The following is a 21,588-nucleotide window of genomic DNA, read 5'->3' on the forward strand; positions in this document are numbered from 1 at the left end:
GCGCCATTCCCCCGCCCGGCAAGAGCATGGACGACCAGCAGATTTTCCTTGGCATCGAAAGCAGTTGCGACGACACCGCCGCCGCGCTCGTGACGGGCGGCCGGCGGATCCTGGCGTCGGTGGTGCACGGCCAGACCGCGCTGCACGCCGATTTCGGCGGCGTGGTCCCGGAAATCGCCGCCCGCGCCCATGCGGAGCGGCTGGATCTGGCGGTGGAGCAGGCGTTGTCTCAGGCGGGGGTGACCCTGTCCGATGTCACGGCGGTGGCGGTCACGGCGGGGCCGGGGCTGATCGGCGGGGTGATGGCGGGCGTGATGTGCGCCAAGGGCATCGCCGCGGGCGCAGGCCTGCCCCTGATCGGTGTGAACCACTTGGCGGGCCACGCGCTGACGCCGCGCCTGACCGACGGGATCGGCTTTCCCTATCTGATGCTGCTGGTCTCGGGCGGGCATTGCCAGTTCCTGCGCGTGGACGGGCCGCAGGATTTCACCCGCCTGGGCGGCACCATCGACGACGCCCCGGGCGAGGCCTTCGACAAGCTGGCCAAGCTGCTGGCCCTGCCCCAGCCGGGCGGGCCTTCGGTGGAAGCCGAGGCCGCGACCGGCGATCCCGACCGCTTCGCCCTGCCCCGCCCGCTGCTGGACCGGCCCGGCTGCGACATGTCCTTCTCGGGCCTGAAAACCGCCGCGCTGCGGCTGCGCGACCAGCTGATCGCGGACCAGGGCGGCTTGCGGCAAGGCGACCGCGCCGACCTTTGCGCCGCCTTCCAAGCCGCCGTGGCCGAGGTCCTGGCCGAGAAATCCCGCCGCGCCCTGGCCGCCCATCCCGTCCCGGTGCTAGCGGTCGCGGGTGGGGTCGCCGCCAACCGCACGGTCCGCGCGGCGCTTGAGGCTGTCGCCAAAGACGCAGGCGCGCGCTTCCTGGCCCCGCCCCTGGCGCTGTGCACCGATAACGGCGCGATGATCGCTTGGGCCGGGGCCGAACGCTTTGCCCTGGGCCATCGCGACGGCATGGATCTCGCTGCCCGCCCCCGCTGGCCGCTGGACCGGGACGCCGCGCCGATGCTGGGCAGCGGCAAGAGGGGGGCCAAGGCATGACGGTCGCGATCCTGGGCGCGGGCGCCTTCGGCACGGCGCTGGCGGTGGCGCTATCGGCGAACGGGCCGGTGACGCTGTGGGCGCGGGACATCGGCTGGGGCCGCGACAATCCTCGCCTGCCCGGCGTGACGCTGCCCCCGACAATCCGCATCACCGACGACTTGGCTACGGCGACCGGGGCCGACACCCTGCTGCTGGCCCTGCCCGCGCAGGCGCTTGGCGGGTTCCTGGCCGATCATGCCCCCCTGCTGGACGGCAAGCGCCTGGTCAGCACCGCCAAGGGCATCGACCTGTCCCATCTGACCGGCCCCTCCGTGCTTCTGTCCGAGGCCTGCCCCCGGGCGACGATCGCTGTCCTCACCGGCCCCTCCTTCGCCGCCGACATCGCGCGCGGGTTGCCCACCGCCCTGACGCTGGCCTGCGCCGATGCCGATGCGAGCCGCGCCCTGCAGCACGACCTGTCCACGCCCGTCCTGCGGCTTTACCGCACCACCGACGTGACCGGCGCCGAACTGGGCGGCGCGCTGAAGAACGTGATCGCCATCGCCGCGGGCGTGGCCATCGGCGCGGGCCTGGGCGACAGCGCGCGCGCGGCTATCATCACCCGCGGCTTTGCCGAAATGACCCGCCTTGCCACCCATCTTGGCGCGCGCCCCGAAACCCTGACCGGCCTGTCGGGCCTGGGCGACCTGACGCTGACCTGCACGTCCGCGCAGTCGCGCAACTTCCGCTATGGCCAGGCGCTCGGCGCGCGCCAGCCCTTCGACGCCACGACCACCGTGGAAGGCGCGGCCACCGCCCGCGCCGTCGCCGCCCTTGCCCGCCGATTGGGCCAGGACATGCCCATCGCCGCCATGGTCGCCCGCCTGACCGAGGGCCGCATGACCGTGGACGACGCAGCCCTTCACCTGATGACCCGCCCCCTGAAGGAGGAATGATGCCACTCTTCGCCGTGATCTGCCGGGACAAGCCCGGCGCCCTGCAAACCCGCCTCGACACGCGCGAGGCGCATCTGGCCTATGTCCGCGACAGCGGCATCGTCCGCATGGCCGGTCCCCTGATCGACGGCGGAGAGATGCGCGGATCCCTGCTGATCCTGGAGGCGGATGACCTGGCCGCCGCGCAGGACTGGGCGGCGGGCGATCCCTACAAGGCCGCCGGACTGTTCGACAGCACCCAGGTCATCGAATGGAAAAAGGTGATCGGCTGATGGCCTACTGGCTGTTCAAGTCCGAACCCGATGTCTTCGGCTGGGACGACCTGGTCGCGCGCGGCGAGGCGGGCGAGGAATGGGACGGGGTGCGCAACTATCAGGCGCGCAACTTCATGCGCGCCATGAAGACGGGCGACCTGGGCCTGTTCTACCATTCCAACATCGGCAAAGAGGCCGTGGGCATCGTCGAGGTCGTGGCCGAGGCCCATCCCGACAGCACCGCGGACGATCCGAAATGGGACTGCGTGGACATCAGGGCCGTGAAACCCCTGCCGCGCCCCGTCACGCTGGACCAGGCGAAACAGGAACCTGCGTTGAAGGACATGGTGCTGGTCAACAACTCGCGCCTGTCGGTGCAGCCTGTAACCGACGCCGAATGGGCCGCGATCCGGAAACTGGCCGGTCTGTGACCGATTATTCACCTTTGCCCAAGTATCCCACAGGGGGTCCGGGGGACGTGAAGTCCCCCGGCCTTGCCGCCTCACCCTCGCGCTGCCACGTTAGAGCGCGCAGCACAACCACAGGAACCCCCCCCCATGAGCCAACGCCTGCACCTTGTCTTCGGCGGAGAGTTGACCGACCCGCAGGGCACCCAGTTCCGCGACACCGACAACATCCACATCGTCGGCATCTTCCCCAACTACCAATCCGCCCATGACGCCTGGAAGGCCGAGGCGCAGCGGACCGTGGACAGCGCCCACACGCGCTATTTCATCGCCCACCTGCACCGCCTGCGCGACGAGGAAGCCGCCGCCAGCCCGACCGAGGAGCTGGGGGCCAAGGGCTGATTGCCCGCGACCAGGGAAACGGCATGGGCAAGGGGGGTTTCGGCATCGGGCGGCTTGGCCTTTGGTGGCAGCTTCGCCAGGCCGCGGGGCAGGATGGCGCGCCCGTGCCCGACATTCCGCAGGGCGCGGGTCCGCTGCTGCTGGTCCATGTGTCGCCCGACGCGCGCGTGGCCTTTTCGCAGGTCCAGCGCCGCCTGATGCGCGCGCGGCCGGACCTGCGCATCCTGGAACTGGGCGATCCCTCCCCTTCCGCTGCCGAGGCGCTGATCCGGGCAGGCCCGGCGGCGCTTCTGCTGTTCGGCTCGGACCTGCCGCCCGGGCTGATCGACGCCGCCAGCCGCCATGACCTGCCCGTCATCCTGGCCGAGGCGCGCCTTGCGCCCGAGGATGCGGGCTGGACGCTCCGCGCCCTTGCCCGGCGCGAATTGCTGCGTTCCATGCGGGCGGTGCTGGTCACGGACCCTGCCAGCCATGCCACCGCGTTGCGCATGGGCGCCGACCGCGGCTGCGTCGCCATGACCGGCCCGGTGGCCGAAATCCGCGACCCCCTGCCCTGTTCCGAGGCCGAGCGCAGCGTCATGGCCCAGCTTCTGCGCGGCCGCCACGCCTGGCTTGCGGCATCCGTCCCCCCCGACGAGGAAGCGGCCGTGCTTGCCGCCCATCACGCGGCCCTGGCCCAGTCCCACCGGGCGCTGCTGTTCCTGGCCCCCCGCGACCCCGACCGCATCGACCCCCTGGCCGAGGAAATCGAGGCGAGCGGCCTGACCGTCGCCCGCCGGTCTCGGGACGAGGATCCGACCGACGAGGTTCACGTCATGCTGACCGACGGCCCGACCGAGATGGGGCTGTGGTATCGCCTGGCCCCCGTCACCTATCTGGGCGGCACCCTGGGGGGCGACGATGCCGCCGCCCGCCACCCGTTCGAGCCTGCGGCCCTGGGGTCCGCCATCGTCCATGGTCCCATGACGCAACGCTTCGCCACCGAATGGCAGCAGCTTGGCGGCGCAGGCGCGGCGCGGCAGGTGGCCGACGCCGAGGGCCTGGCCGCGGCCATCGCCGAACTGTCCCAACCCGACCTGATCGCGACACTGGCCAGCAACGCCTGGACCGTCAGCACCGGCGGCGCGGACGTGACCATGCGGATCTGCGCGCCCGTGCTGGACGCCATCGGAAAGGCCAAGCCATGAAACGCGCCCCCGCCTTCTGGTATCGGCGCCCGCCCAGCCTGACGGCGCGCCTGCTGTCGCCGCTGGGCGCGGCTTACGCCCGCGCCACCGCCCGCAGGCTGGCGCAGGGCGCGCGGGCGCGGGCCGGCGTGCCGGTGATCTGCGTGGGCAACCTCAACGCCGGGGGCACCGGCAAGACGCCCACGGTGATCCACCTGCAACAGGCGCTGCAGGCACGCGGCATCGCGGCGCATGTGGTGTCCCGCGGTTACGGCGGCAGCGCGGACGGTCCCTTGCGGGTGATCGAAGCCCGCCATGACGCCGCCCTGACAGGGGACGAGCCGCTGCTGATGGCGGCCTTCGGCCCGGTCTGGGTCGCCAAGGACCGGCTGGCGGGCGCGCGCGCGGCGGTGGCGGATGGCGCGGAGGCGATCATCCTGGACGACGGCTTCCAGGATCCGTCCCTGGCCCACGACCTGTCGCTGGTCGTGGTCGATGCCGCCAAGGGTTTCGGCAACGGGTTGTGCATCCCCGCCGGACCCTTGCGCGAACCCATGGCGGCAGGCCTGGCCCGCGCCGACCTGCTGCTGTCCATCGGCCCCCCCGACGCACAGGCGTGTTTCACTGCCCCCCCAGGTCCGCCGCATCTGCGCGGGGCCTTGATGCCCTTGCAAATGGGCATGGACTGGCGGGGCCACCGCGTCCTGGCCTTTGCGGGCATCGGCCACCCGGAAAAGTTCTTCGCCACACTGGCAGCTCTTGGCGCCGACCTGGTGCGCGCCGAGGCGCTGGAGGATCACCAGCCCTTCACCCCCGCCCTGCTGACCCGGCTGGACACGGAATCGCGGCTGACGGGCGCGCAGCTTGTCACCACCGAAAAGGACGCGGCCCGCCTGCCCCGGTCCTTCCGGCCCAAGGTGATGACCCTGCCCGTGCGGCTGGCCCTGGACGACCCCGCGCCCCTGGACCAGGCGCTGGACCGGCTGTTTCCGCGCGGCTGATCTTTGCAATCCGCGCGGCAATCCCGATATAGAAACGGACGGGCCGCGATGGCCCAAAAGGAAAGGACAGGCATGTCGCGGAACGCCATCCAAAGGCTCGGCTTCTATCTGCTGGTTCTGGTGACGCTCTACGCCTCGTTCGGGGCGGGGTAAGGGCATGGCGAAACGCTTTGGCGGGCGCTTCTCGCCCGGGATGCAGCAGGACAACCTGAACCCCGCGCCCGCCGCGCCGATCCGGCACCGGCTGGCCGGGCGCCCGAAATACGTCACCATGGCGGCGGTGCCGTTCCTGTTCGGCGCGTTCTTCCAGGATCCGGCGGGCATGGCCGCAAGCCTGGCCGCCTTCGGCGTGATCGCCAGCGCCATGTGGATGACGGGCGAGGGCCTGGCCGCCGAGGCCGCCTACGAGGTGCGCCGCGTCGCCCGCCGCCCGGCGATCCCGCGCAAGCTGTTCGGCAGCGTCCTGACGGGTCTCGGGCTTGGCCTGGGCGTGGCCGAACCCGGCAGCCTGGCGGGCGCGGGCGTGATGGGCGTCACCGGCCTGGTGCTGCACTGGCTGGCCTTCGGGACCGATCCGATGCGCGACAAGGGCATCGCGGGGACCGACAGCTTCCAGGGGGAACGCGCCCAGAAGATGATCGACGAGGCCGAAACCCATCTGGCCCAGATGCGCGATGCGATCCGCCGCCTGGGCGACCGCTGGCTGGACGCCCGCGTGGACCGTTTCGCCGCGACGGTCGAGGATCTGTTCGACCGTGTCCGCAGCAATCCGGGCGACCTGTCGGCGGCGCGGCGCTATCTGGGCGTCTATCTGACGGGTGCGCGGGATGCCTCGGTGAAGTTCGCGGACCTGTATCGCCAGATCCCGGATCCCGCGACACGGGCCTCTTACGAGGCGTTCCTGGACGATCTGGAACAGGATTTCAACGCCAAGTCCCGCCGCCTGCTGGAAGGCGACAAGTCCGATCTGGACATCGAGATCTCGGTCCTGCGCGAACGTCTGGCGCGCGAAGGCGTGCGGGCCAGCGAACCCGCGCAGCTGGAGGCGCCAACGACCGAGACGGCCCGTTTCCTGGACGGCCTGCTGACCCCCGACCGGGACAAGGCGCGCTGATCCCTGATGCCGCGTTTCGCGTTGAAGATCGAATACGACGGGCGTCCCTTTGCCGGATGGCAGGCCCAGGCCGACCAGCCCTCGGTCCAGGGCGCGATTGAATCGGCGCTGGCCCGGCTGGATCCCGGCTTTGCGGCAGGCGCGCGGATCGCCGCTGCGGGCCGGACCGATGCGGGGGTCCATGCCACGGCCCAGGTCGCCCATGCCGATCTGGCGCGCGATTGGGATCCGTTCCGCCTGGCCGAGGCGCTGAATTTCCACCTGAAACCCGCGCCGGTGTCCGTGCTGATTGCGGCCCGCGTGCCGGACGATTTCCACGCCCGGTTTTCTGCCACCGAACGGCGCTATCTGTTCCGCCTGCAGGCCCGCCGCGCGCCCGCGACGCATGACCGCGGGCTGGTCTGGCAGGTGCTGAACCCCCTGGACGCGGAGGCGATGCGAAAGGCGGCGGCGCATCTGGTGGGGCTGCACGACTTCACGACCTTCCGGTCCTCCATCTGCCAGTCGGCCAGTCCGGTCAAGACCCTGGACGAGATCGCCATCGAGGAAACCGCCATTCCCCATGGCCGCGAATACCGTTTCCACCTGCGGGCACGGTCGTTCCTGCACAACCAGGTCCGGTCGATCGTCGGCACGCTGGAACGGGTGGGCGCGGGATCATGGCCGCCGGACCGGGTGGCCGATGCGCTGGCTGCGCGCAACCGCGCGGCCTGCGGGCCTGTCTGCCCGCCGCATGGCCTTTACCTGTGCGGCGTGGGATACCCGCAGGATCCGTTCGGCGCCTAGTGGCGGCCCCGCCTGCGCGGGCGTTCGTCCTTGTAGCCCAGCACGATCTTCAACGTGTTCCACATGATCCACAGATCCAGCCGAAAGTCGCGGTGGCGCTGATAGATCAGGTCGATCTTCAGCTTCGCGGGCAGGCAGCGGCGGTAATAGGCGCGTTCCGTCGCCTCGGCGCTCTTGCAGCGGGCAAGGATGCGGTCCTCGTGGCGGTGATAGATCAGGGTGGCAAGGCCGGTCACGCCGGGGCGGCTTTTCAGCACCTGCGAATAGACCGCCGGGAAGCGTTCGACGTATTCGCGCAAGGGCGGGCGCGGACCCACGAAGCTCATGTCGCCCTTGAGGATGTTGAACAGCTGCGGCAATTCGTCGATGCGCGTGCGGCGCAGGAAATGGCCCAGGGGCGTGATGCGCCAGTGCTTGTGGGCGCCGGTCGCGCCGAAATCCTCGTTCTCGGGGATCATGGTGCGGAACTTCAGCTGCCGGAAGGGCTGGCCCGGCGCCCGCATCCGCTCGGCCGAATAGAAGATGGGGCGGCCCTGCTGGACCAGCATCAAGGCCGCCACGACCGCCATCACGATCGACAAGGGCAGCAGCAGGACCAGCGCAAGCGCCACGTCGAACAGCCGCTTGCGCCGGGGCGAGGGCTTGCTGATGGGGGCATGACCATCGACCACGAACCAAGCCATCTTCGGCGCGGCAAGGCGGGCCGAACCGGTCTTGTCCCAATCGTGGTGGATCGTCACAATGCCTGCCCTGCAACAACTCGTTCCTTGAAGCGCGGTAGCATATAGACCGAAGCATGGAAACCGGGCTTGCGGCAATCCGCCGAATGACTTGCGCGACCATGGCAAAGGGGCCACTGTCTGCCCCGGTCAAGGCAATGTGAAGGCGGGGGATGCGGAAGTTTCTTGTGATGCTGGACGACAGCCGGGAATGCCTGAACGCGATGCGCTTTGCCGCCATGCGGGCATCGAATTCCGGCGGCGCGGTGACGGTGCTGGCGGTGATCCCGCCCAACGAGATCCAGCACGGCTTCGGCGTGGCCGAGGTCATGCGCGCCGAGGCCTATGAACGGATCGAGGCGCATTTCGAGGTCTTCGCCAAATGGATGCGGATGCGCCCGAAAGTCGAGCCGGAGCTGGTCATCCGCGAGGGCGACCCGGCCGAACAGCTGCTGGCCTATCTGGCCGAGGACCCCGGGGTCGGCATCGTCGCCATCGGCCTGAACCCCGACAAGGGCGCCCAGAACCCGCTGCTGTCGCGCCTGCTGCGAGAGGCCGCGACCCTGCCCTGCCCGATCACCATCGTGCCCGCCGACATTTCCAAGGAACGGCTGGAAGCCATCACCTGACTTGCCGGTCCCGCTTGACCCGAGGGCCTGCCGTCGCCATATCCCATCCAAAGGAGCCTGGCCAAAATGTTCATCCAGACCGAAACCACACCGAACCCCGCGACGTTGAAGTTCCTTCCCGGCGAAATCGTGCTGGACAACGGCACCGCCGACTTCCCCGCGACCGAGACCGCGGCCAAGTCGCCGCTTGCCCGCCGCATCTTCGCCGTGGGCGGCGTCACCGGCGTTTTCCTGGGACGCGACTTCGTGACCGTGACCAAGGCCGACGACCAGCCCTGGGACCATCTCAAGCCGTCGATCCTGGGCGCGATCATGGAGCATTTCCAGTCGGGCGCCCCCGCCATCGAAGGCGCGGCGGAACAGTCGGGCCATGCCAGCCATGACGGTCCCGATTCGGACATCGTCGTCCAGATCAAGGAACTGCTGGACACCCGCGTCCGCCCGGCGGTGGCCCAGGACGGCGGCGACATCACTTTCCACGGCTTCGACCGGGGCGTCGTCTATCTGCACATGCAGGGCGCCTGCGCGGGCTGCCCGTCCTCGACCCTGACGCTGAAGATGGGGATCGAGAACCTGCTGCGCCACTACATCCCCGAGGTGGTCGAGGTCCGGCCGGTTGCCTGATCCCGTCGCCCTGGGCTTCGACACGTCGGCCGCGCATTGCGCGGCCGCTTTGCTGCGTGGGGACACCGTTCTGGCGCAGGTCTCCGAGGAAATGACCAAGGGCCAGGCCGAACGGCTGTTTCCCTTGCTAGAGGAGATGTTGTCAGGCGCGGGCCTGGACTGGCGCGACCTTCATGTGATCGGCGTCGGCATCGGGCCGGGCAATTTCACCGGCATCCGCATCGCGGTGGCCGCGGCGCGCGGGCTGGCGCTGTCCCTTGGCATCCCCGCCGTGGGCGTCACCGCGACCGAGGCCGCGGCCCTCGACCTGCCCCGGCCCTGCCGCGTCGTGCTGCCCCTGCGGGCCGACCAGGTCGTGTGGCAGGACTTCGGCCCTGTCGCGGGGGACCGTCCGCAGCAGGCTGCGACCGGTTCGCTGCCGCCCGGCCCCGCGCCGGCTGCGCCGGTGGTCCCGACCGCCGTCGCCATCGCCCGCATCGCCCTGACCCGCCGGACCGCACCCGGACCGCGCCCCGCGCCGCTTTACCTGCGCCCCGCCGATGCGGCCCCGGCCCGCGACGCCGCCCCCCTGATCCTGCCGTGACGACCGAGGAACTGGCCGCGCTGCACGCGCGCTGCTTCACCCTGCCCCGCCCCTGGAGCGCCCCCGCGTTCGCCGCCCTGCTGGACAGCCCGCATGTGTTCCTGCTGACCCGCCCCTCCGGCTTCCTGCTGGGCCGCGCCATTGCGGACGAGGCCGAACTGCTGACCCTGGCCGTCGCCCCCGACGCCCGCCGCCAGGGCATTGCCCGCGATCTGGTCACGGAATTTGCCGCTACGTCACGCGCCCGCGGCGCGACCCGCGCCTTTCTGGAGGTCGCCGCCGACAACGCCCCCGCGCAGGCCCTTTATGGCGCGACAGGCTGGCGGCAGGCGGGCCGCAGGCGGCGCTATTACGGGCCGGATCTGGACGCGATCGTCATGGAACTACCGCTGGATGGCGGCCAAGAAGGCGGTTGACCGCCACCAGCCGATGCGCCCTAATCGCCCCATCATGCGGGCGGCTTGAATCGCCCGGCACAACAGGATGAGGTTTCCTTATGTCCCTGATGAAAACGCTTCTGGCGGGCGTGGCGCTGACGGCCCTGACGGGTGCCGCCGCCCTGGCGGAACCGGCGCTGATCTTCGATCTTGGCGGCAAGTTCGACAAGTCCTTCAACGAGGCCGCCTTCACCGGCGCGAAACGCTGGGCCGAGGAAACCGGGGGCACCTACAAGGAACTGGAAATGCAGTCCGAGGCGCAGCGCGAACAGGCGCTCCGCCGCCTGGCCGAAACCGGCGCCAATCCCATCGTCATGACCGGCTTTGCCTTCGGCGACGTGCTGAACCAAGTGGCCCCCGATTACCCCGATACGCAATTCGCCATCATCGACATGGTGGTGGAACAGCCCAACGTCCAGTCGATCGTCTTCACCGAGGAACAGGGCAGCTATCTGGCCGGGATCATGGCCGCGCAGGCGTCGAAATCCGGCACCGTGGGCTTCATCGGCGGCATGGACATTCCGCTGATCCACAAGTTCGAATGCGGCTTTGCCCAGGGCTTCAAGGCCGCCAAGGCTGATGGAAAGGTGCTGATCAACTATACCGGCACCACGCCTGCCGCCTGGAACGACCCCGTGAAGGGGGGCGAGCTTGCCAAGGCCCAGATCAGCCAGGGCGCCGACGTGATCTATGCCGCCGCCGGCGGCACCGGCATCGGCATCCTGCAAGCGGCCGCCGACGGGGGCATCCTGTCGATCGGCGTGGACAGCAACCAGAACCACCTGCATCCGGGCAAGGTCCTGACCTCGATGGTGAAACGCGTGGACAACGCCGTTTACGACGCCTTCAAGAACGGCGTGCAGCCCGGCGTCAAGGTCATGGACCTCAAGGCCGAGGGCGTGGACGTGGCCATCGACGACAACAACAAGCCGCTGATCACGCCCGAGATGCAGGCCGCCGTGGACGACGCGCGGGCCAAGATCGCCAGCGGGGAAATCGCGGTCCACGACTACATGACCGACAACGCCTGCCCGGTCCAGTAATGGCCGCGGAAACGCAGACACGGGGGCGGCCGGAAACGGCCGCCCCTGCGGCCATCGAACTGCGCGGCATTTCCAAGGCCTTCGGTCCCGTGCAGGCCAACCGCGACATCCACCTGCGCGTGGAACGCGGCACCATTCACGGCATCATCGGCGAAAACGGCGCGGGCAAGTCCACGCTGATGTCGATCCTCTATGGCTTCTACAAGCCCGACGCGGGCGAGATCCTGGTGGGCGGGCGTCCCCTGACCATCACCGACAGCCAGACCGCGATCCGCGCCGGCATCGGCATGGTCTTCCAGCATTTCAAGCTGGTCCCGAACTTCACCGTTCTGGAAAACGTCATCCTGGGGGTCGAGGAGGGGCGGCTGCTGCGCCCGTCGTTGTCCAAGGCGCGCGGCGTCTTGAAGCGGCTCGCCCAGGATTACGAGTTGCATGTCGATCCCGACGCGGTGGTGGAAAACCTGTCCGTCGGCCACCAGCAGCGGGTCGAGATCCTCAAGGCGCTGTATCGCCGGGCCGACATCCTGATCTTGGACGAACCGACCGGCGTGCTGACCCCGGCCGAGGCCGACCACCTGTTCCGCATCCTGGAAGGCCTGCGGGCCGAGGGCAAGACGATCATCCTGATCACCCACAAGCTGCGCGAGATCATGGAGATCACCGACACCGTGTCGGTCATGCGGCGGGGCGAGATGGTGGCATCCGTCAGGACCGCCGACACGTCGCCCGAACAGCTTGCCGAGTTGATGGTGGGCCGCAAGGTGCTGCTGAACGTGCAAAAGGCGCCCGCCCGGCCCGGCAAGCCGGTCTTGGAAATCCGCGACCTGCGCATGGTCGATGCCTCGGGCGTCGAACGGCTGCGCGGCATCGGCCTGGACATCCGCGCGGGCGAGATCCTGGGGATCGCGGGCGTCAGCGGCAACGGCCAGACGCAACTGCTGGAAATTCTGGGCGGATACCCCGAGAAGGGCAGCACCGTTTCGGGCGAGGTCCGCGTGAACGGCGCGCCCCTGCCGCTGACGGGCGCGGGCTGCAACGCCGCCGAACGCCGCCGCAAAGGCGTCGGCCACATCCCCGAGGACCGGCAGGCCGAGGGCCTGATCATGGATTTTTCCGCCTGGGAAAACGTCGCCTTCGGTTATCACGACGCGCCGGAATACGGCCGCGGCCCGCTGATGGACCGCGATGCGATCCGCCGGGACGCCGAGGGCAAGATCCGGCGTTTCGACGTGCGCCCGCCCGACTGCGACCTGGCCGCGCGCAACTTTTCCGGCGGCAACCAGCAGAAGATCGTCGTCGCCCGCGAGATCGAGCGCAATCCCGACCTGCTGCTGATCGGCCAGCCCACGCGCGGCGTGGACATCGGCGCCATCGAGTTCATCCACAAGCGCATCGTCGAATTGCGCGACGCGGGCAAGGCGATCCTGCTGGTGTCCGTGGAACTGGACGAGATCATGTCGCTGTCCGACCGCATCGCCGTGATGTTCGACGGCCGCATCATGGGCGAACGCCTGCCCGGCCAGACCACGACCGGCGAACTGGGCCTGCTGATGGCGGGCGTGGACGCCGATGCTACCCCCCCACCCAAGATCTTTCCCGAGAAGTGTGAATGACGACTGCCCGCATAGCCTGCCTTCTTTCCCTTGTCCTTGCTGCAAGCTGCAGCACAGGCGCCATGCCGCGGATGCCCAAGATGGACATCTGGCCCGACGGCGAGGCGCCCGACCGCCTGGTCATGGCCGCCGAGGCCCGCGCCCAGACCCGCGCCCGCAACCCCGACGGCAGCTGGGCCGTGGCCGATCCGGTCCGGGCATCCGACTACGAGGACGATTTTCCCGGCAGCTGCGTCAGTGACGCGCGCGGCACCGCCTGCGCCGACCATGCTCCTGTCGAGATGCCCGCCGAGGCCGCGACCGCCCCCCAGGTCACGGGCCGCGTCGCCATCGCCTTCGCGACCCTGGCCGACGGCAGCCGCTGCACCGGAGAGGCGCGCCAAGGCGCCACCCGGGCCGAGGAGAACCTGCTGGCCGTGCGCGGCTTTCCCGGCCAGGGCGGCGCCGTCCCCCGCGCCCGCAGCCTGGCGCGCATGGCCGGGAACGGCGACGCGATCACCTGGGACGAAATCGCCGATCCCCGCGCCTTCCTGGCGCTGTGCCACGGCATGAAAGGCTGACGCATGACCAAGATGCCGAAATGGGCCGACGTGATCCTGACACCGCTGATCTCGCTGGTGCTGGCAATGGCGATTTCGGCGCTCGTGATCCTGGCCATCGGCGAAAGCCCGATGGTCGCACTGACCACCATGATCGACGGCGCGCTTGGCTCGAGCTATGGCTGGGGCTTCACGCTGTATTACGCGACGAACTTCATCTTCACCGGGCTTGCGGTGATGGTCGCCTATCACGCCAGCCTGTTCAACATCGGCGGTGAAGGGCAGGCGGCCATGGGCGGGTTGGGCGTGGCCCTGGTGCTGCTGTCCCTGCCCCTGCCGCATTGGGCGCTGGCCCTGCCCGCCGCGATGATCGGCGCGGCCCTGTTCGGCGCGGCCTGGGCGCTGATCCCCGCCTGGCTCCAGGCGAAACGCGGCAGCCATATCGTGATCACCACGATCATGTTCAACTTCATCGCCGCCGCGCTGCTGAACTATGTGCTGGTGAACCTGCTGCGCCCGGTGGGCAGCATGGACCCGGCCTCGGCCCGTTTCCCGGACGCCACCCACCTGCCCAAGCTGTCCGACATGGCGCTGGCCCTGGGGTTCGAGTGGGGCAAGAACACGCCCGTCAACATCAGCTTCTTCGTGGCCGTGATCGCCTGCGTTCTGGTCTGGCTGCTGATCTGGCGGTCCCGCCTGGGGTTCGAGATCCGCGCCTTCGGCAAGTCCGAACCCGCCGCGCTTTACGCAGGGATAAACCCCGTCCGCATCACCGTGATCGCCATGCTGATTTCCGGGGGTCTTGCCGGGCTGATGGCCATCAACAACGTGATGGGAGAGGCCGAGCGTCTGGTCCTGAACGCGGTCGAGGGCGCGGGCTTCATCGGCATCGCCGTGGCGCTGATGGGCCGCAACCATCCGCTGGGCGTGTTCCTGGCCGCGCTGCTGTTCGGCTTCCTGTATCAGGGGGGCGGCGAACTGGCGCTGTGGACCAGCATTCCGCGCGAACTGATCATCGTGATCCAGGCGCTCGTGATCCTGTTCACCGGCGCGCTGGACAACATGGTGCGGATGCCGCTGGAGCGGATGTTCATGGCCTTGCGGAAAAGGGGCGCGTGATGGATCTGAACACCGTCCTGCAAATCCTCGACAGCGCGGTGCGACTGATGACGCCCCTGCTGCTGGCGTGCCTCGCCGGGCTTTATTCGGAACGCGCGGGCGTCTTCGACATCGGGCTTGAGGGCAAGATGCTGATGGCTGCGTTTTCAGCCGCCACCGTGGCCGCGCTGACCGGCAATGTCTGGCTGGGCGCTGTGGCGGGCCTCTTGGGGGCGCTGATGCTGTCGGCGGTCCATGGCGTGGCCTCGATCACCTTCCGGGGCAACCAGCTGATCTCGGGCGTGTCGATCAACTTCCTGGCCTCGGGGCTGACGGTGCTGCTGGGGCAGAAGATCTTCGGCCTGGGCGGGCGCACCCCCAGCCTGACGCCTGGGGCCGAGCTTGAGGCCCAGGTCACGCCCTTCCGCGCCTGGCTGTCGGGCATCACCGGCCCGGACGGCGCGGCGGCCCTGACCGCCACCCCGCGCTTCGGCGAGATCACCCTGCCCTTCGCGGATGCCCTGCGCGGCGTGCCGGTGATCGGTCCCCTTTATGCCGAGGTGATCTCGGGCCATTCCATCCTGGTCTATGTGGCTTTCCTGATGGTGCCGCTGACCTGGTGGGTGCTGTATCGCACGCGCTTCGGGCTGCGGCTGCGGGCGGTAGGGGAAAACCCGGCCTCGGTCGATACGGCGGGCGTGTCGGTGACGCGGCTGCGTTTCGCCGCCGTGGCGATCGCCGGGCTGCTTTGCGGTCTGGCGGGGGCCTATTTGGCAACCGGGCTGTCGGCGGGTTTCGTCAAGGAAATGACCGCCGGGCGCGGCTTCATTGCCCTGGCCGCACTGATCTTCGCCAAGTGGCGGCCCTGGGGGGCGCTTGGCGCGACCTTCCTGTTCGGCCTGCTGGAGGCCGTCGCCAACCGCTATCCGAACCTGGATCTGGGGGTGATCACCGTGCCGTCGATGTTCATGAACGCCCTGCCCTATATCCTGACGGTGATCATCCTGGCAGGCTTCGTGGGCCGCGCCATCCCCCCCCGCGCCGGAGGAGAACCCTATGTCAAGGAACGCTGATCTCGCCAGCCTGATCCGCGACCGCGCGGGCGAGGCCGCGCCGGAATACGGCCTGATCCTCGGGTCCGGCCTCGGGCACCTGTCGGGGACCGTGGACGGCGTGGCGATCCCCTATGACGAGCTGCCGGGCTTTCCCCATGCGGGCGTCTCGGGCCATGTGCCGCAACTGGTGATCGGGCAGTTGGAGGGCCGCCGGGTCGCGGTCTTCGGGGGCCGGTCGCATTACTACGAATCGGGCCGCGCCGATGCCATGCGCCTGCCTCTGGAAACGCTGGCTGCGCTTGGCTGCGAACGGCTGATCCTGACCAATGCCGCCGGATCGCTGCGTTCCGACATCCCGCCGGGCGACCTGATGATGCTCAGCGACCACATCGCCTTCGCCGGCACCAACCCCCTGATCGGAGAGAAAACCGACGCCCGCTTCGTCCCCATGACCGACGCCCACGATGCTGAACTGCGCGCAGCCCTCGCCGCTGCCGCACGGTCCGAAGGCATTGCCCTGCCCCAGGGTGTCTATTGCTGGTTCTCCGGTCCCAGCTTCGAGACCCCTGCCGAGATCCGCGCCGCCAAAATTCTCGGCGCCGATGCCGTGGGCATGTCCACGGTGCCGGAAATCATCCTGGCCCGCTTCCTGGGCCTGCGCTGCGCCGCCATATCCGTGATCACCAACATGGGCGCGGGTCTGTCGGACGAATCCATCAGCCACGACCACACCAAGGCCATGGCCCCCCTGGGCGCGGCGAAACTGGAACGCATCCTGCGCCGCTTCCTGCGCGAGGCCTAGAGCTTCTTCTTCACGAAAATATCCCCGCCGGAGGCAACCCCCGCAGGGGGTTCACGCCAGGCGCGCCAGTTCCGCCTCGACCCGCCCCGTCACCGTATCCAGGTCGCGCAGATCGTCCAGGGCCACCACCGCCTTTTCACGCTCGGCATAGCGCAGCCGATGCTTCAGATAGCGCGGGTCGTAATGATCGCGCAGCAGCCCGCAGGCCAAGCCGCGCCAGTCGCGCGCGGCGAGTGCCGCCTGCCAATCGGCGATTCGTTCGGCCGGGTGCATCGGGGCCAGCGTGGCCAGGATCGCCTCGACCCGCGCGGGATCCACCACCATGTCGTCATAGGTCGCGGCGGTAAAGGCCGCCCGCGCCGCAACCGGAACCTCCAGCCGCAGCCGGGGCGCGGCGCAGATCGCCTGCCACATCGCCTTCGGCACCGTCAGCGCGCCGATGCGGCTGCTTTCGGCCTCGACCAGAACGGGACGCGCGGGGTCAAGCGCCTCAAGCGCCAGGGCCAGCCGCCCCTCGAACCGCTTCTGGCCGGGCTGTCCCCCGGCGCGCGCGCCGAACAGGCTGCCCCGGTGGTTCGCCAGCCCCTCCAGGTCGATGACTTGCCAGCCGCGCGCGGCCAGCCGGTTCAGGATCGCGGTCTTGGCGCTGCCGGTATTGCCGTCCAGCACGATCACCGGCGCGGGGACGGGCCGGTTCTGCACCCGGTCCACGACCAGCGCGCGCCAGGCCTTGTAGCCGCCCTCGACCCGATCCACCCGCCAGCCGATCTGCGACAGGATCGTCGTGAAGCTGCCCGACCGCTGCCCGCCGCGCCAGCAATAGACCAGCCCGCGCCAGCTTCCATCGCGATCCGCCAGCGGCCCGGCGACATGGCGCGCCGCATTGGCCGCGACCAGCGCGCCGCCGATCTTGCGGGCGTCGAAGGGGGAAACCTGCTTGTAGATCGTCCCGACCCGCGCCCGTTCCGCATCGTCCAGAACGGGCAGGTTGATCGCGCCGGGCAGGTGATCCTCGGCATATTCCGCCGGGGACCGCACGTCGATGATGTCGTCGAACCCCGCCAGCGCGGGATCCGACAGGCCTGTCAGCGTCAGCGCCACATCAATAAACGTAAACGGGCGTCCCGATGGGCACCTGGTCATACAGCGCCATCACCGCCTCGTTGCGCATCCGCAGGCAGCCGTTCGACACGGCGCGGCCGATGGAACCGGGTTCCGTGGTGCCGTGGATGCGGATCGCGGTGTCCTGGCCCTTGTCGTTATACAGATACAGCGCCCGCGCCCCCAGGGGGTTCTGCGGGCCGCCGGGCATCCCGTCGGCCCATTTGCCGTATTGCTGCGGCTTGCGCTTGATCATCTCGGGCGTGGGGGTCCAGGACGGCCATTCGACCTTGCGGCCCACGGTCGCCCGGCCCTTCCAGACCAGTTCGGCCGCGCCCACGGCCACGCCGTAACGGACCGCCCGGCCCGGGGCGATGACGTGATACAGGAAGAAATCCTTGCTGACCACGACGATGCTGCCGACCTCGAAATCCTCGCGGATGGCGACCTCGGTCGGGGCATAGGGATCGCGCGCGGCTTCCTGCGAGAAGGCCAGCGAGGGGGCGAAATAGGCGGCGGCCATCAGCGGCACGGCCAGCGACATCATCTCACGGCGGTTCATGGTGATCCTGTGGGTCTCGTGTTCTTCTGCTCTGATCCTGCCCATAACAAGGGACAGGCTGCCCATGCAACTCACGACGGCGTTTCGCGTTCACTTTGCCCTTGACCACGGGCCATCCGGGGCACATCTGCTGGTGATGGTCCCCGTCTTGCGCCCCTGCTGCCGGAAAGCGCGCCGCCCCCTGCGACGGCCCGCCCATCTGTGCCGGGGCCGGGGCGACCGCGCCTGCCGCTGCCACCAAGATGCGCGCCCGACCCTCGCCCGCCCCCGCCGCGTGCCGCGCCTTGACCCGCGCGCGGTGATCGCCGCGCGGTTTCCCCGCCAGGCGCCTCCGCGTCCGCAGGCACCGCCCCGTTTCCTGAACCCGTCCTGCACCCCTCGCATGATTTCAGGAAACCGCCATGACCGTTCACTCCGCTGACCTGCCCGTCCCGGACACCCTTGTCACCACCCGCCTGACCGTCGAGGGGATGAGCTGCGCCGCCTGTTCCGGCCGCGTCGCCCGCGCCCTGTCCGCCCGCCCCGGCGTGGCGGATGCCCAGGTGAACCTGCTGGCCGGAACCGCCAGCATCCGCCACGCCCCCGGCCTGTCGCCGGCCGATCTCGCCCAGGCCGTGACCAGGCTGGGCTATCCCGCAACCATCCCCCAGGACACCGCGCCGGTCGCCAGGACCGACGAGGCCGCGACCCTGAAGCGCGCCTTCCTGACCGCCCTTGCCCTGACCCTGCCGGTCTTCGTGGCGGAAATGGGCGGCCACCTGATCCCCGCCTTCCATCACTGGCTGCACGCACAGGTCGGCAGCGGGCCGCTGAACTGGATGCAGATGATCCTGACCGCGCTTGTCCTGGCGGGACCTGGGCGGCGGTTCTTCGCGACCGGCATCCCCGCGGCTCTCCGCGGCGCGCCGGAGATGAACAGCCTTGTCGCGCTCGGCTCGGGGGCGGCGTTCCTGTTCTCGGCGGTCGTGGTGCTGATGCCTGCGCTGATCCCGCCCGCCTCCCGCCATGTCTATTTCGAGGCCGCCGCCGTCATCGTCACCCTGATCCTGATGGGCCGCTGGCTGGAGGCCCGCGCCAAGGGCCAGGCAGGCGCCGCGATCCGCGCGCTGATCGACCTGGCCCCGGACCGCGCCACCGTGCTGCGCGACGGCAAGCCGGTGCCCGTCGCGGTGGCCGACCTCTGGCCGGGCGACCTGGTGCTGCTGGCGCCGGGGGAACGCGTGGCGGTGGATGGGGTCGTCACCGAAGGCCGGGGCCATATCGACGAATCCATGCTGACCGGAGAGCCTGTGCCCGCCGGAAAGGTCCCCGGCGATCCCGTCACGGGCGGCACGGTGAACGGCACTGCCGCGCTGACCTATCGCGTGACGGCCACGGGGTCCGACACCACGCTGTCCCGCATCGTGGCCATGGTCGAGGGCGCGCAGAACGCCCGCCTGCCGGTGCAGGCCCTGGTGGACCGCATTACCCGCGTCTTCGTGCCCGCCGTGATGGGGCTGGCGGCGCTGGCCTTCCTGCTGTGGCTGGTCTTCGGTCCCGACCTGGCCCATGCGGTCGTGGCGGGCGTGGCCGTGCTGATCATCGCCTGCCCCTGCGCGATGGGGCTGGCGGTCCCGGTCTCGATCATGGTCGGCACCGGGCGCGGGGCGCAACTGGGCGTGCTGTTCCGCCGGGGCGAGGCCTTGCAGCGTCTGTCGAACGCGCGCCTGATCGCCATGGACAAGACCGGCACGCTGACGGTCGGCCATCCCGAACTGCTGGCGATCCGAACCCAAGGCATCACCGAAACCGATGCCCTGCGCCTTGCCGCCGGGGCCGAGGCACGGTCCGAACACCCGCTGGGCGCGGCCATCGTCGCGGGGGCCGTGGCGCGCGGCCTGGACCTGCCCCCCGCCGCCGAGGTCAAGGCCAGTGCCGGCCGCGGCCTGTCCGGCATGGTCGAGGGGCGCCGCCTGCTGATCGGCAACCTGTCCGCGCTGACCGAAGCCGGGATCGACCCCGCCCCCGCCCTGCGCGACGCGGCAGAGGATGACGCCGCCCAAGGCGCGACCCCGGTGCATCTGGCCGTCGATGGCCGCCATGCCGCCAGTTTCGCCCTGGCCGACCCGGTCCGCCCCGAGGCGGCGGACACCATCGCCGCCCTGCACCGCATGGGCCTGCGGACCGCGATGCTGTCGGGCGACATCCCCGCGACAGCGCAGACGGTGGGCAAGCGGTTGGGGATCGACGACGTGCAGGCCGGGCTGATGCCGGGCGACAAGCTGGCGGCGATCCGGGACATGGGCGCGGGTTCCGTCTTCGTGGGCGACGGGATCAACGACGCCCCGGCGCTGGCTGCGGCGGAAACCGGCATCGCCATCGGCACCGGCACCAGCATCGCCATCGAATCGGCGGATCTGGTGCTGATGTCGGGCGATCTGGGGGGCATTCCGCGCGCGATCCGGCTGTCGCGCGCGGTGATGCGCAACATCCGGCAGAACCTGTTCTGGGCCTTCGCCTACAACACCGCGCTGATCCCCGTCGCCATGGGCGTGCTGGTGCCCCTTGGCGGGCCGCAGCTGTCGCCCATGCTGGGGGCGGGGGCGATGGCGCTGTCCTCGGTCTGCGTGGTGGGCAATGCCCTGCGGCTGCGCAGGGTGCGCTAAAGCCGGCCTAGTGGCCCTTGTGGCCCCCATGATCTTCGGGGGCCGCCTCGGCCCGATCATTGTCCAGCGCGGCCTCGACCTGCTGCGTCCCGCAGGGGCCGAAATCCAGCGTCAGGGCGATGCTGTCGCCATCCGCCAGGGGCTTGGCCAGCCCCATCAGCATCACATGATCGCCGCCCCGGGCCAGCGCATGGTCGCCGCCCGCCGGAATGGCGATGCCGCCCTCGATCTTCTGCATCTTCATCACGCCGTCCTGTTCGGCATGGGTGTGCAGTTCGACCACCTTTGCCGCGTCCGAGGACACGCCGGTCAGGCGGCAGTCGGTCGCGCCCCGGTTCTCGACCACCATGAAGGCGGCGGCGGTCTTGGGATTGGCGCTGCGCACATAAGCGTCGCGGATCGCCAGCCCGTCCTGGGCCAGGGCAACGGCAGGCGTGACAAGCGTCAACGCGGCCAGGGTCATGCGGATCATCGTTCTTGTCCTTCTCATGCGAAAGGGTCGCAGCGTGGCGCGACCATTATCGAAGGGCGCGCGGAAGGCAACGCACATGCAAAAGCCCCGCCGCGGGAACGACGGGGCATATTGCCGCAACCGGAGGCCGGATCAGGCCTGGGGCGCTTCGGCCTTGGCGATCTCGCGCTTGATCTTCAGCGCGCGGTCCGACAGTTCGTCGTCCTTGGCTTTCGCCAGGAAGGCATCCAGGCCGCCCCGGTGATCGACCGAGCGCAGCGCCGCCGCCGAGATCCGCAGCGAATAGCCGCGGTTCAGCTTTTCGGACAGCAACGTGACCTCGTTCAGGTTCGGCAGGAACCGGCGACGGGTCTTGTTGTTGGCATGGCTGACATTGTTACCGGACATCGGGCCTTTGCCGGTCAGTTCGCAGACGCGCGACATGGTGCTGATCCTTCGTCTTTGCTATGCGGGCGGTCCCGGCAGGGGTTCCGTCCCAAAGTGAAAGGGCGCCGCGAGGCA

At 69.7% G+C, this 21,588-nt stretch carries 25 protein-coding genes; 20 read left to right on the plus strand and 5 right to left on the minus strand.

Going from position 1 to position 21,588, the window contains the following annotated elements; genetic code table 11:
• The first annotated feature begins 26 nt into the window (after positions 1–26).
• The 9 genes from tsaD (at position 27) to truA (ending at position 7,165) form a co-directional block, all read left to right on the plus strand.
• Complete coding sequence (gene tsaD / locus GIY56_RS06170; protein ID WP_154763955.1) at positions 27–1,097, plus strand: tRNA (adenosine(37)-N6)-threonylcarbamoyltransferase complex transferase subunit TsaD; 1,071 nt, start codon at positions 27–29, stop codon at positions 1,095–1,097.
• Entirely contained in the window at positions 1,094–2,035 is a 942-nt protein-coding gene (locus GIY56_RS06175) for an NAD(P)H-dependent glycerol-3-phosphate dehydrogenase (protein WP_154763956.1), read from the plus strand. The genes tsaD and GIY56_RS06175 overlap by 4 nt, the downstream gene beginning before the upstream one ends.
• On the plus strand, positions 2,035–2,307 hold the full coding sequence (locus GIY56_RS06180; protein WP_154763957.1) for a YciI family protein: 273 nt from the start codon (positions 2,035–2,037) through the stop codon (positions 2,305–2,307). The genes GIY56_RS06175 and GIY56_RS06180 overlap by 1 nt, the downstream gene beginning before the upstream one ends.
• On the plus strand, positions 2,307–2,720 hold the full coding sequence (locus GIY56_RS06185; protein WP_154764398.1) for an EVE domain-containing protein: 414 nt from the start codon (positions 2,307–2,309) through the stop codon (positions 2,718–2,720). Before GIY56_RS06180 ends, GIY56_RS06185 begins: the two co-directional genes overlap by 1 nt.
• A 126-nt stretch (positions 2,721–2,846) precedes the next feature.
• Positions 2,847–3,098, plus strand: coding sequence for a DUF4170 domain-containing protein (locus GIY56_RS06190; RefSeq protein WP_154763958.1), 252 nt, complete (start codon positions 2,847–2,849; stop codon positions 3,096–3,098).
• Positions 3,099–3,121: 23 nt separating this feature from the next.
• On the plus strand, positions 3,122–4,285 hold the full coding sequence (locus tag GIY56_RS06195; RefSeq protein WP_154763959.1) for a 3-deoxy-D-manno-octulosonic acid transferase: 1,164 nt from the start codon (positions 3,122–3,124) through the stop codon (positions 4,283–4,285).
• Positions 4,282–5,265: a tetraacyldisaccharide 4'-kinase gene (lpxK, locus tag GIY56_RS06200; protein WP_154763960.1), complete on the plus strand. Its 984-nt coding sequence runs from the start codon at positions 4,282–4,284 to the stop codon at positions 5,263–5,265. Before GIY56_RS06195 ends, lpxK begins: the two co-directional genes overlap by 4 nt.
• Positions 5,266–5,422: 157 nt before the next feature.
• The gene (locus GIY56_RS06205) at positions 5,423–6,379 is read left to right on the plus strand and encodes a 5-bromo-4-chloroindolyl phosphate hydrolysis family protein (RefSeq protein WP_154763961.1); all 957 of its coding nucleotides are present in this window, start codon (positions 5,423–5,425) and stop codon (positions 6,377–6,379) included.
• 6 nt (positions 6,380–6,385) lie between these two features.
• On the plus strand, positions 6,386–7,165 hold the full coding sequence (gene truA, locus GIY56_RS06210; protein WP_154763962.1) for a tRNA pseudouridine(38-40) synthase TruA: 780 nt from the start codon (positions 6,386–6,388) through the stop codon (positions 7,163–7,165).
• Here the strand turns inward: truA and GIY56_RS06215 are convergent.
• Complete coding sequence (locus GIY56_RS06215; protein WP_328288461.1) at positions 7,162–7,905, minus strand: sugar transferase; 744 nt, start codon at positions 7,903–7,905, stop codon at positions 7,162–7,164. The two genes, truA and GIY56_RS06215, sit on opposite strands and share 4 nt — an antisense overlap.
• 152 nt (positions 7,906–8,057) lie before the next feature.
• Here GIY56_RS06215 and GIY56_RS06220 point away from each other — a divergent pair, with 152 nt between their 5' ends.
• From GIY56_RS06220 to GIY56_RS06265, 10 genes are all read left to right on the plus strand, one after another.
• Positions 8,058–8,513 carry a universal stress protein gene (locus GIY56_RS06220; protein WP_154763963.1) on the plus strand — a complete coding sequence of 152 codons (456 nt, stop codon included), beginning with the start codon at positions 8,058–8,060 and terminating at the stop codon, positions 8,511–8,513.
• Positions 8,514–8,579: 66 nt separating this feature from the next.
• A complete protein-coding gene (locus GIY56_RS06225; protein WP_154763964.1) occupies positions 8,580–9,137 on the plus strand; it encodes a NifU family protein in 558 nt (185 codons plus the stop codon).
• Positions 9,130–9,720, plus strand: a complete 591-nt coding sequence (gene tsaB / locus GIY56_RS06230; protein WP_154763965.1) for a tRNA (adenosine(37)-N6)-threonylcarbamoyltransferase complex dimerization subunit type 1 TsaB — start codon at positions 9,130–9,132, stop codon at positions 9,718–9,720. Before GIY56_RS06225 ends, tsaB begins: the two co-directional genes overlap by 8 nt.
• Positions 9,717–10,136 (plus strand): GNAT family N-acetyltransferase, encoded by a 420-nt coding sequence (locus tag GIY56_RS06235; RefSeq protein ID WP_328288462.1) that lies wholly within the window; start codon positions 9,717–9,719, stop codon positions 10,134–10,136. Before tsaB ends, GIY56_RS06235 begins: the two co-directional genes overlap by 4 nt.
• An 80-nt stretch (positions 10,137–10,216) precedes the next feature.
• Positions 10,217–11,200 carry a BMP family lipoprotein gene (locus GIY56_RS06240; RefSeq protein WP_154763966.1) on the plus strand — a complete coding sequence of 328 codons (984 nt, stop codon included), beginning with the start codon at positions 10,217–10,219 and terminating at the stop codon, positions 11,198–11,200.
• Positions 11,200–12,813 carry an ABC transporter ATP-binding protein gene (locus tag GIY56_RS06245; RefSeq protein WP_154763967.1) on the plus strand — a complete coding sequence of 538 codons (1,614 nt, stop codon included), beginning with the start codon at positions 11,200–11,202 and terminating at the stop codon, positions 12,811–12,813. Before GIY56_RS06240 ends, GIY56_RS06245 begins: the two co-directional genes overlap by 1 nt.
• A gap of 71 nt (positions 12,814–12,884) precedes the next feature.
• Positions 12,885–13,373, plus strand: coding sequence for a hypothetical protein (locus tag GIY56_RS06250; protein ID WP_154763968.1), 489 nt, complete (start codon positions 12,885–12,887; stop codon positions 13,371–13,373).
• Between the two features lie 3 nt (positions 13,374–13,376).
• Entirely contained in the window at positions 13,377–14,471 is a 1,095-nt protein-coding gene (locus tag GIY56_RS06255; protein ID WP_154763969.1) for an ABC transporter permease, read from the plus strand.
• Entirely contained in the window at positions 14,471–15,523 is a 1,053-nt protein-coding gene (locus tag GIY56_RS06260) for an ABC transporter permease (RefSeq protein WP_154763970.1), read from the plus strand. Before GIY56_RS06255 ends, GIY56_RS06260 begins: the two co-directional genes overlap by 1 nt.
• Positions 15,507–16,307 (plus strand): purine-nucleoside phosphorylase, encoded by an 801-nt coding sequence (locus GIY56_RS06265; protein WP_154763971.1) that lies wholly within the window; start codon positions 15,507–15,509, stop codon positions 16,305–16,307. Before GIY56_RS06260 ends, GIY56_RS06265 begins: the two co-directional genes overlap by 17 nt.
• Before the next feature lie 51 nt (positions 16,308–16,358).
• On the opposite strand, the gene mnmH is transcribed toward GIY56_RS06265, so the two are convergent.
• Together mnmH and GIY56_RS06275 are read right to left on the minus strand one after the other, a co-directional pair.
• A complete protein-coding gene (gene mnmH / locus GIY56_RS06270) occupies positions 16,359–17,408 on the minus strand; it encodes a tRNA 2-selenouridine(34) synthase MnmH (protein WP_328288463.1) in 1,050 nt (349 codons plus the stop codon).
• A gap of 1 nt (position 17,409) precedes the next feature.
• A complete protein-coding gene (locus GIY56_RS06275) occupies positions 17,410–17,970 on the minus strand; it encodes a L,D-transpeptidase (protein ID WP_154763973.1) in 561 nt (186 codons plus the stop codon).
• A 401-nt stretch (positions 17,971–18,371) separates the two neighbouring features.
• Here GIY56_RS06275 and GIY56_RS06280 point away from each other — a divergent pair, with 401 nt between their 5' ends.
• Positions 18,372–20,615: a heavy metal translocating P-type ATPase gene (locus GIY56_RS06280; RefSeq protein WP_154763974.1), complete on the plus strand. Its 2,244-nt coding sequence runs from the start codon at positions 18,372–18,374 to the stop codon at positions 20,613–20,615.
• A gap of 7 nt (positions 20,616–20,622) precedes the next feature.
• Here GIY56_RS06280 and GIY56_RS06285 read toward each other — a convergent pair whose 3' ends face one another.
• On the minus strand, positions 20,623–21,087 hold the full coding sequence (locus GIY56_RS06285) for a copper chaperone PCu(A)C (protein ID WP_154763975.1): 465 nt from the start codon (positions 21,085–21,087) through the stop codon (positions 20,623–20,625).
• A gap of 132 nt (positions 21,088–21,219) precedes the next feature.
• On the minus strand, positions 21,220–21,510 hold the full coding sequence (gene rpmB / locus GIY56_RS06290) for a 50S ribosomal protein L28 (protein WP_154763976.1): 291 nt from the start codon (positions 21,508–21,510) through the stop codon (positions 21,220–21,222).
• Between the last annotated feature and the right edge of the window lie 78 nt (positions 21,511–21,588).

Origin of the sequence: Paracoccus lichenicola, assembly GCF_009708075.1 — a bacterium.
GTDB classification, from domain to species: domain Bacteria; phylum Pseudomonadota; class Alphaproteobacteria; order Rhodobacterales; family Rhodobacteraceae; genus Paracoccus; species Paracoccus lichenicola.

Coding starts and splice junctions, on each gene's coding strand:
- GIY56_RS06175 (WP_154763956.1), top strand. CDS start 1,094: ATGACGGTCGCGATCCTGGGCGCGGGCGCCTTCGGCACGGCGCTGGCG.
- GIY56_RS06185 (WP_154764398.1), top strand. CDS start 2,307: ATGGCCTACTGGCTGTTCAAGTCCGAACCCGATGTCTTCGGCTGGGAC.
- GIY56_RS06285 (WP_154763975.1), bottom strand. CDS start 21,087: ATGATCCGCATGACCCTGGCCGCGTTGACGCTTGTCACGCCTGCCGTT.
- truA (WP_154763962.1), top strand. CDS start 6,386: ATGCCGCGTTTCGCGTTGAAGATCGAATACGACGGGCGTCCCTTTGCC.
- GIY56_RS06205 (WP_154763961.1), top strand. CDS start 5,423: ATGGCGAAACGCTTTGGCGGGCGCTTCTCGCCCGGGATGCAGCAGGAC.
- GIY56_RS06240 (WP_154763966.1), top strand. CDS start 10,217: ATGTCCCTGATGAAAACGCTTCTGGCGGGCGTGGCGCTGACGGCCCTG.
- GIY56_RS06180 (WP_154763957.1), top strand. CDS start 2,035: ATGCCACTCTTCGCCGTGATCTGCCGGGACAAGCCCGGCGCCCTGCAA.
- lpxK (WP_154763960.1), top strand. CDS start 4,282: ATGAAACGCGCCCCCGCCTTCTGGTATCGGCGCCCGCCCAGCCTGACG.
- GIY56_RS06220 (WP_154763963.1), top strand. CDS start 8,058: ATGCGGAAGTTTCTTGTGATGCTGGACGACAGCCGGGAATGCCTGAAC.
- GIY56_RS06190 (WP_154763958.1), top strand. CDS start 2,847: ATGAGCCAACGCCTGCACCTTGTCTTCGGCGGAGAGTTGACCGACCCG.
- GIY56_RS06225 (WP_154763964.1), top strand. CDS start 8,580: ATGTTCATCCAGACCGAAACCACACCGAACCCCGCGACGTTGAAGTTC.
- rpmB (WP_154763976.1), bottom strand. CDS start 21,510: ATGTCGCGCGTCTGCGAACTGACCGGCAAAGGCCCGATGTCCGGTAAC.
- GIY56_RS06250 (WP_154763968.1), top strand. CDS start 12,885: ATGCCCAAGATGGACATCTGGCCCGACGGCGAGGCGCCCGACCGCCTG.
- GIY56_RS06255 (WP_154763969.1), top strand. CDS start 13,377: ATGACCAAGATGCCGAAATGGGCCGACGTGATCCTGACACCGCTGATC.
- GIY56_RS06265 (WP_154763971.1), top strand. CDS start 15,507: ATGTCAAGGAACGCTGATCTCGCCAGCCTGATCCGCGACCGCGCGGGC.
- GIY56_RS06195 (WP_154763959.1), top strand. CDS start 3,122: ATGGGCAAGGGGGGTTTCGGCATCGGGCGGCTTGGCCTTTGGTGGCAG.
- GIY56_RS06280 (WP_154763974.1), top strand. CDS start 18,372: ATGACCGTTCACTCCGCTGACCTGCCCGTCCCGGACACCCTTGTCACC.
- GIY56_RS06260 (WP_154763970.1), top strand. CDS start 14,471: ATGGATCTGAACACCGTCCTGCAAATCCTCGACAGCGCGGTGCGACTG.
- tsaD (WP_154763955.1), top strand. CDS start 27: ATGGACGACCAGCAGATTTTCCTTGGCATCGAAAGCAGTTGCGACGAC.
- GIY56_RS06275 (WP_154763973.1), bottom strand. CDS start 17,970: ATGAACCGCCGTGAGATGATGTCGCTGGCCGTGCCGCTGATGGCCGCC.
- GIY56_RS06245 (WP_154763967.1), top strand. CDS start 11,200: ATGGCCGCGGAAACGCAGACACGGGGGCGGCCGGAAACGGCCGCCCCT.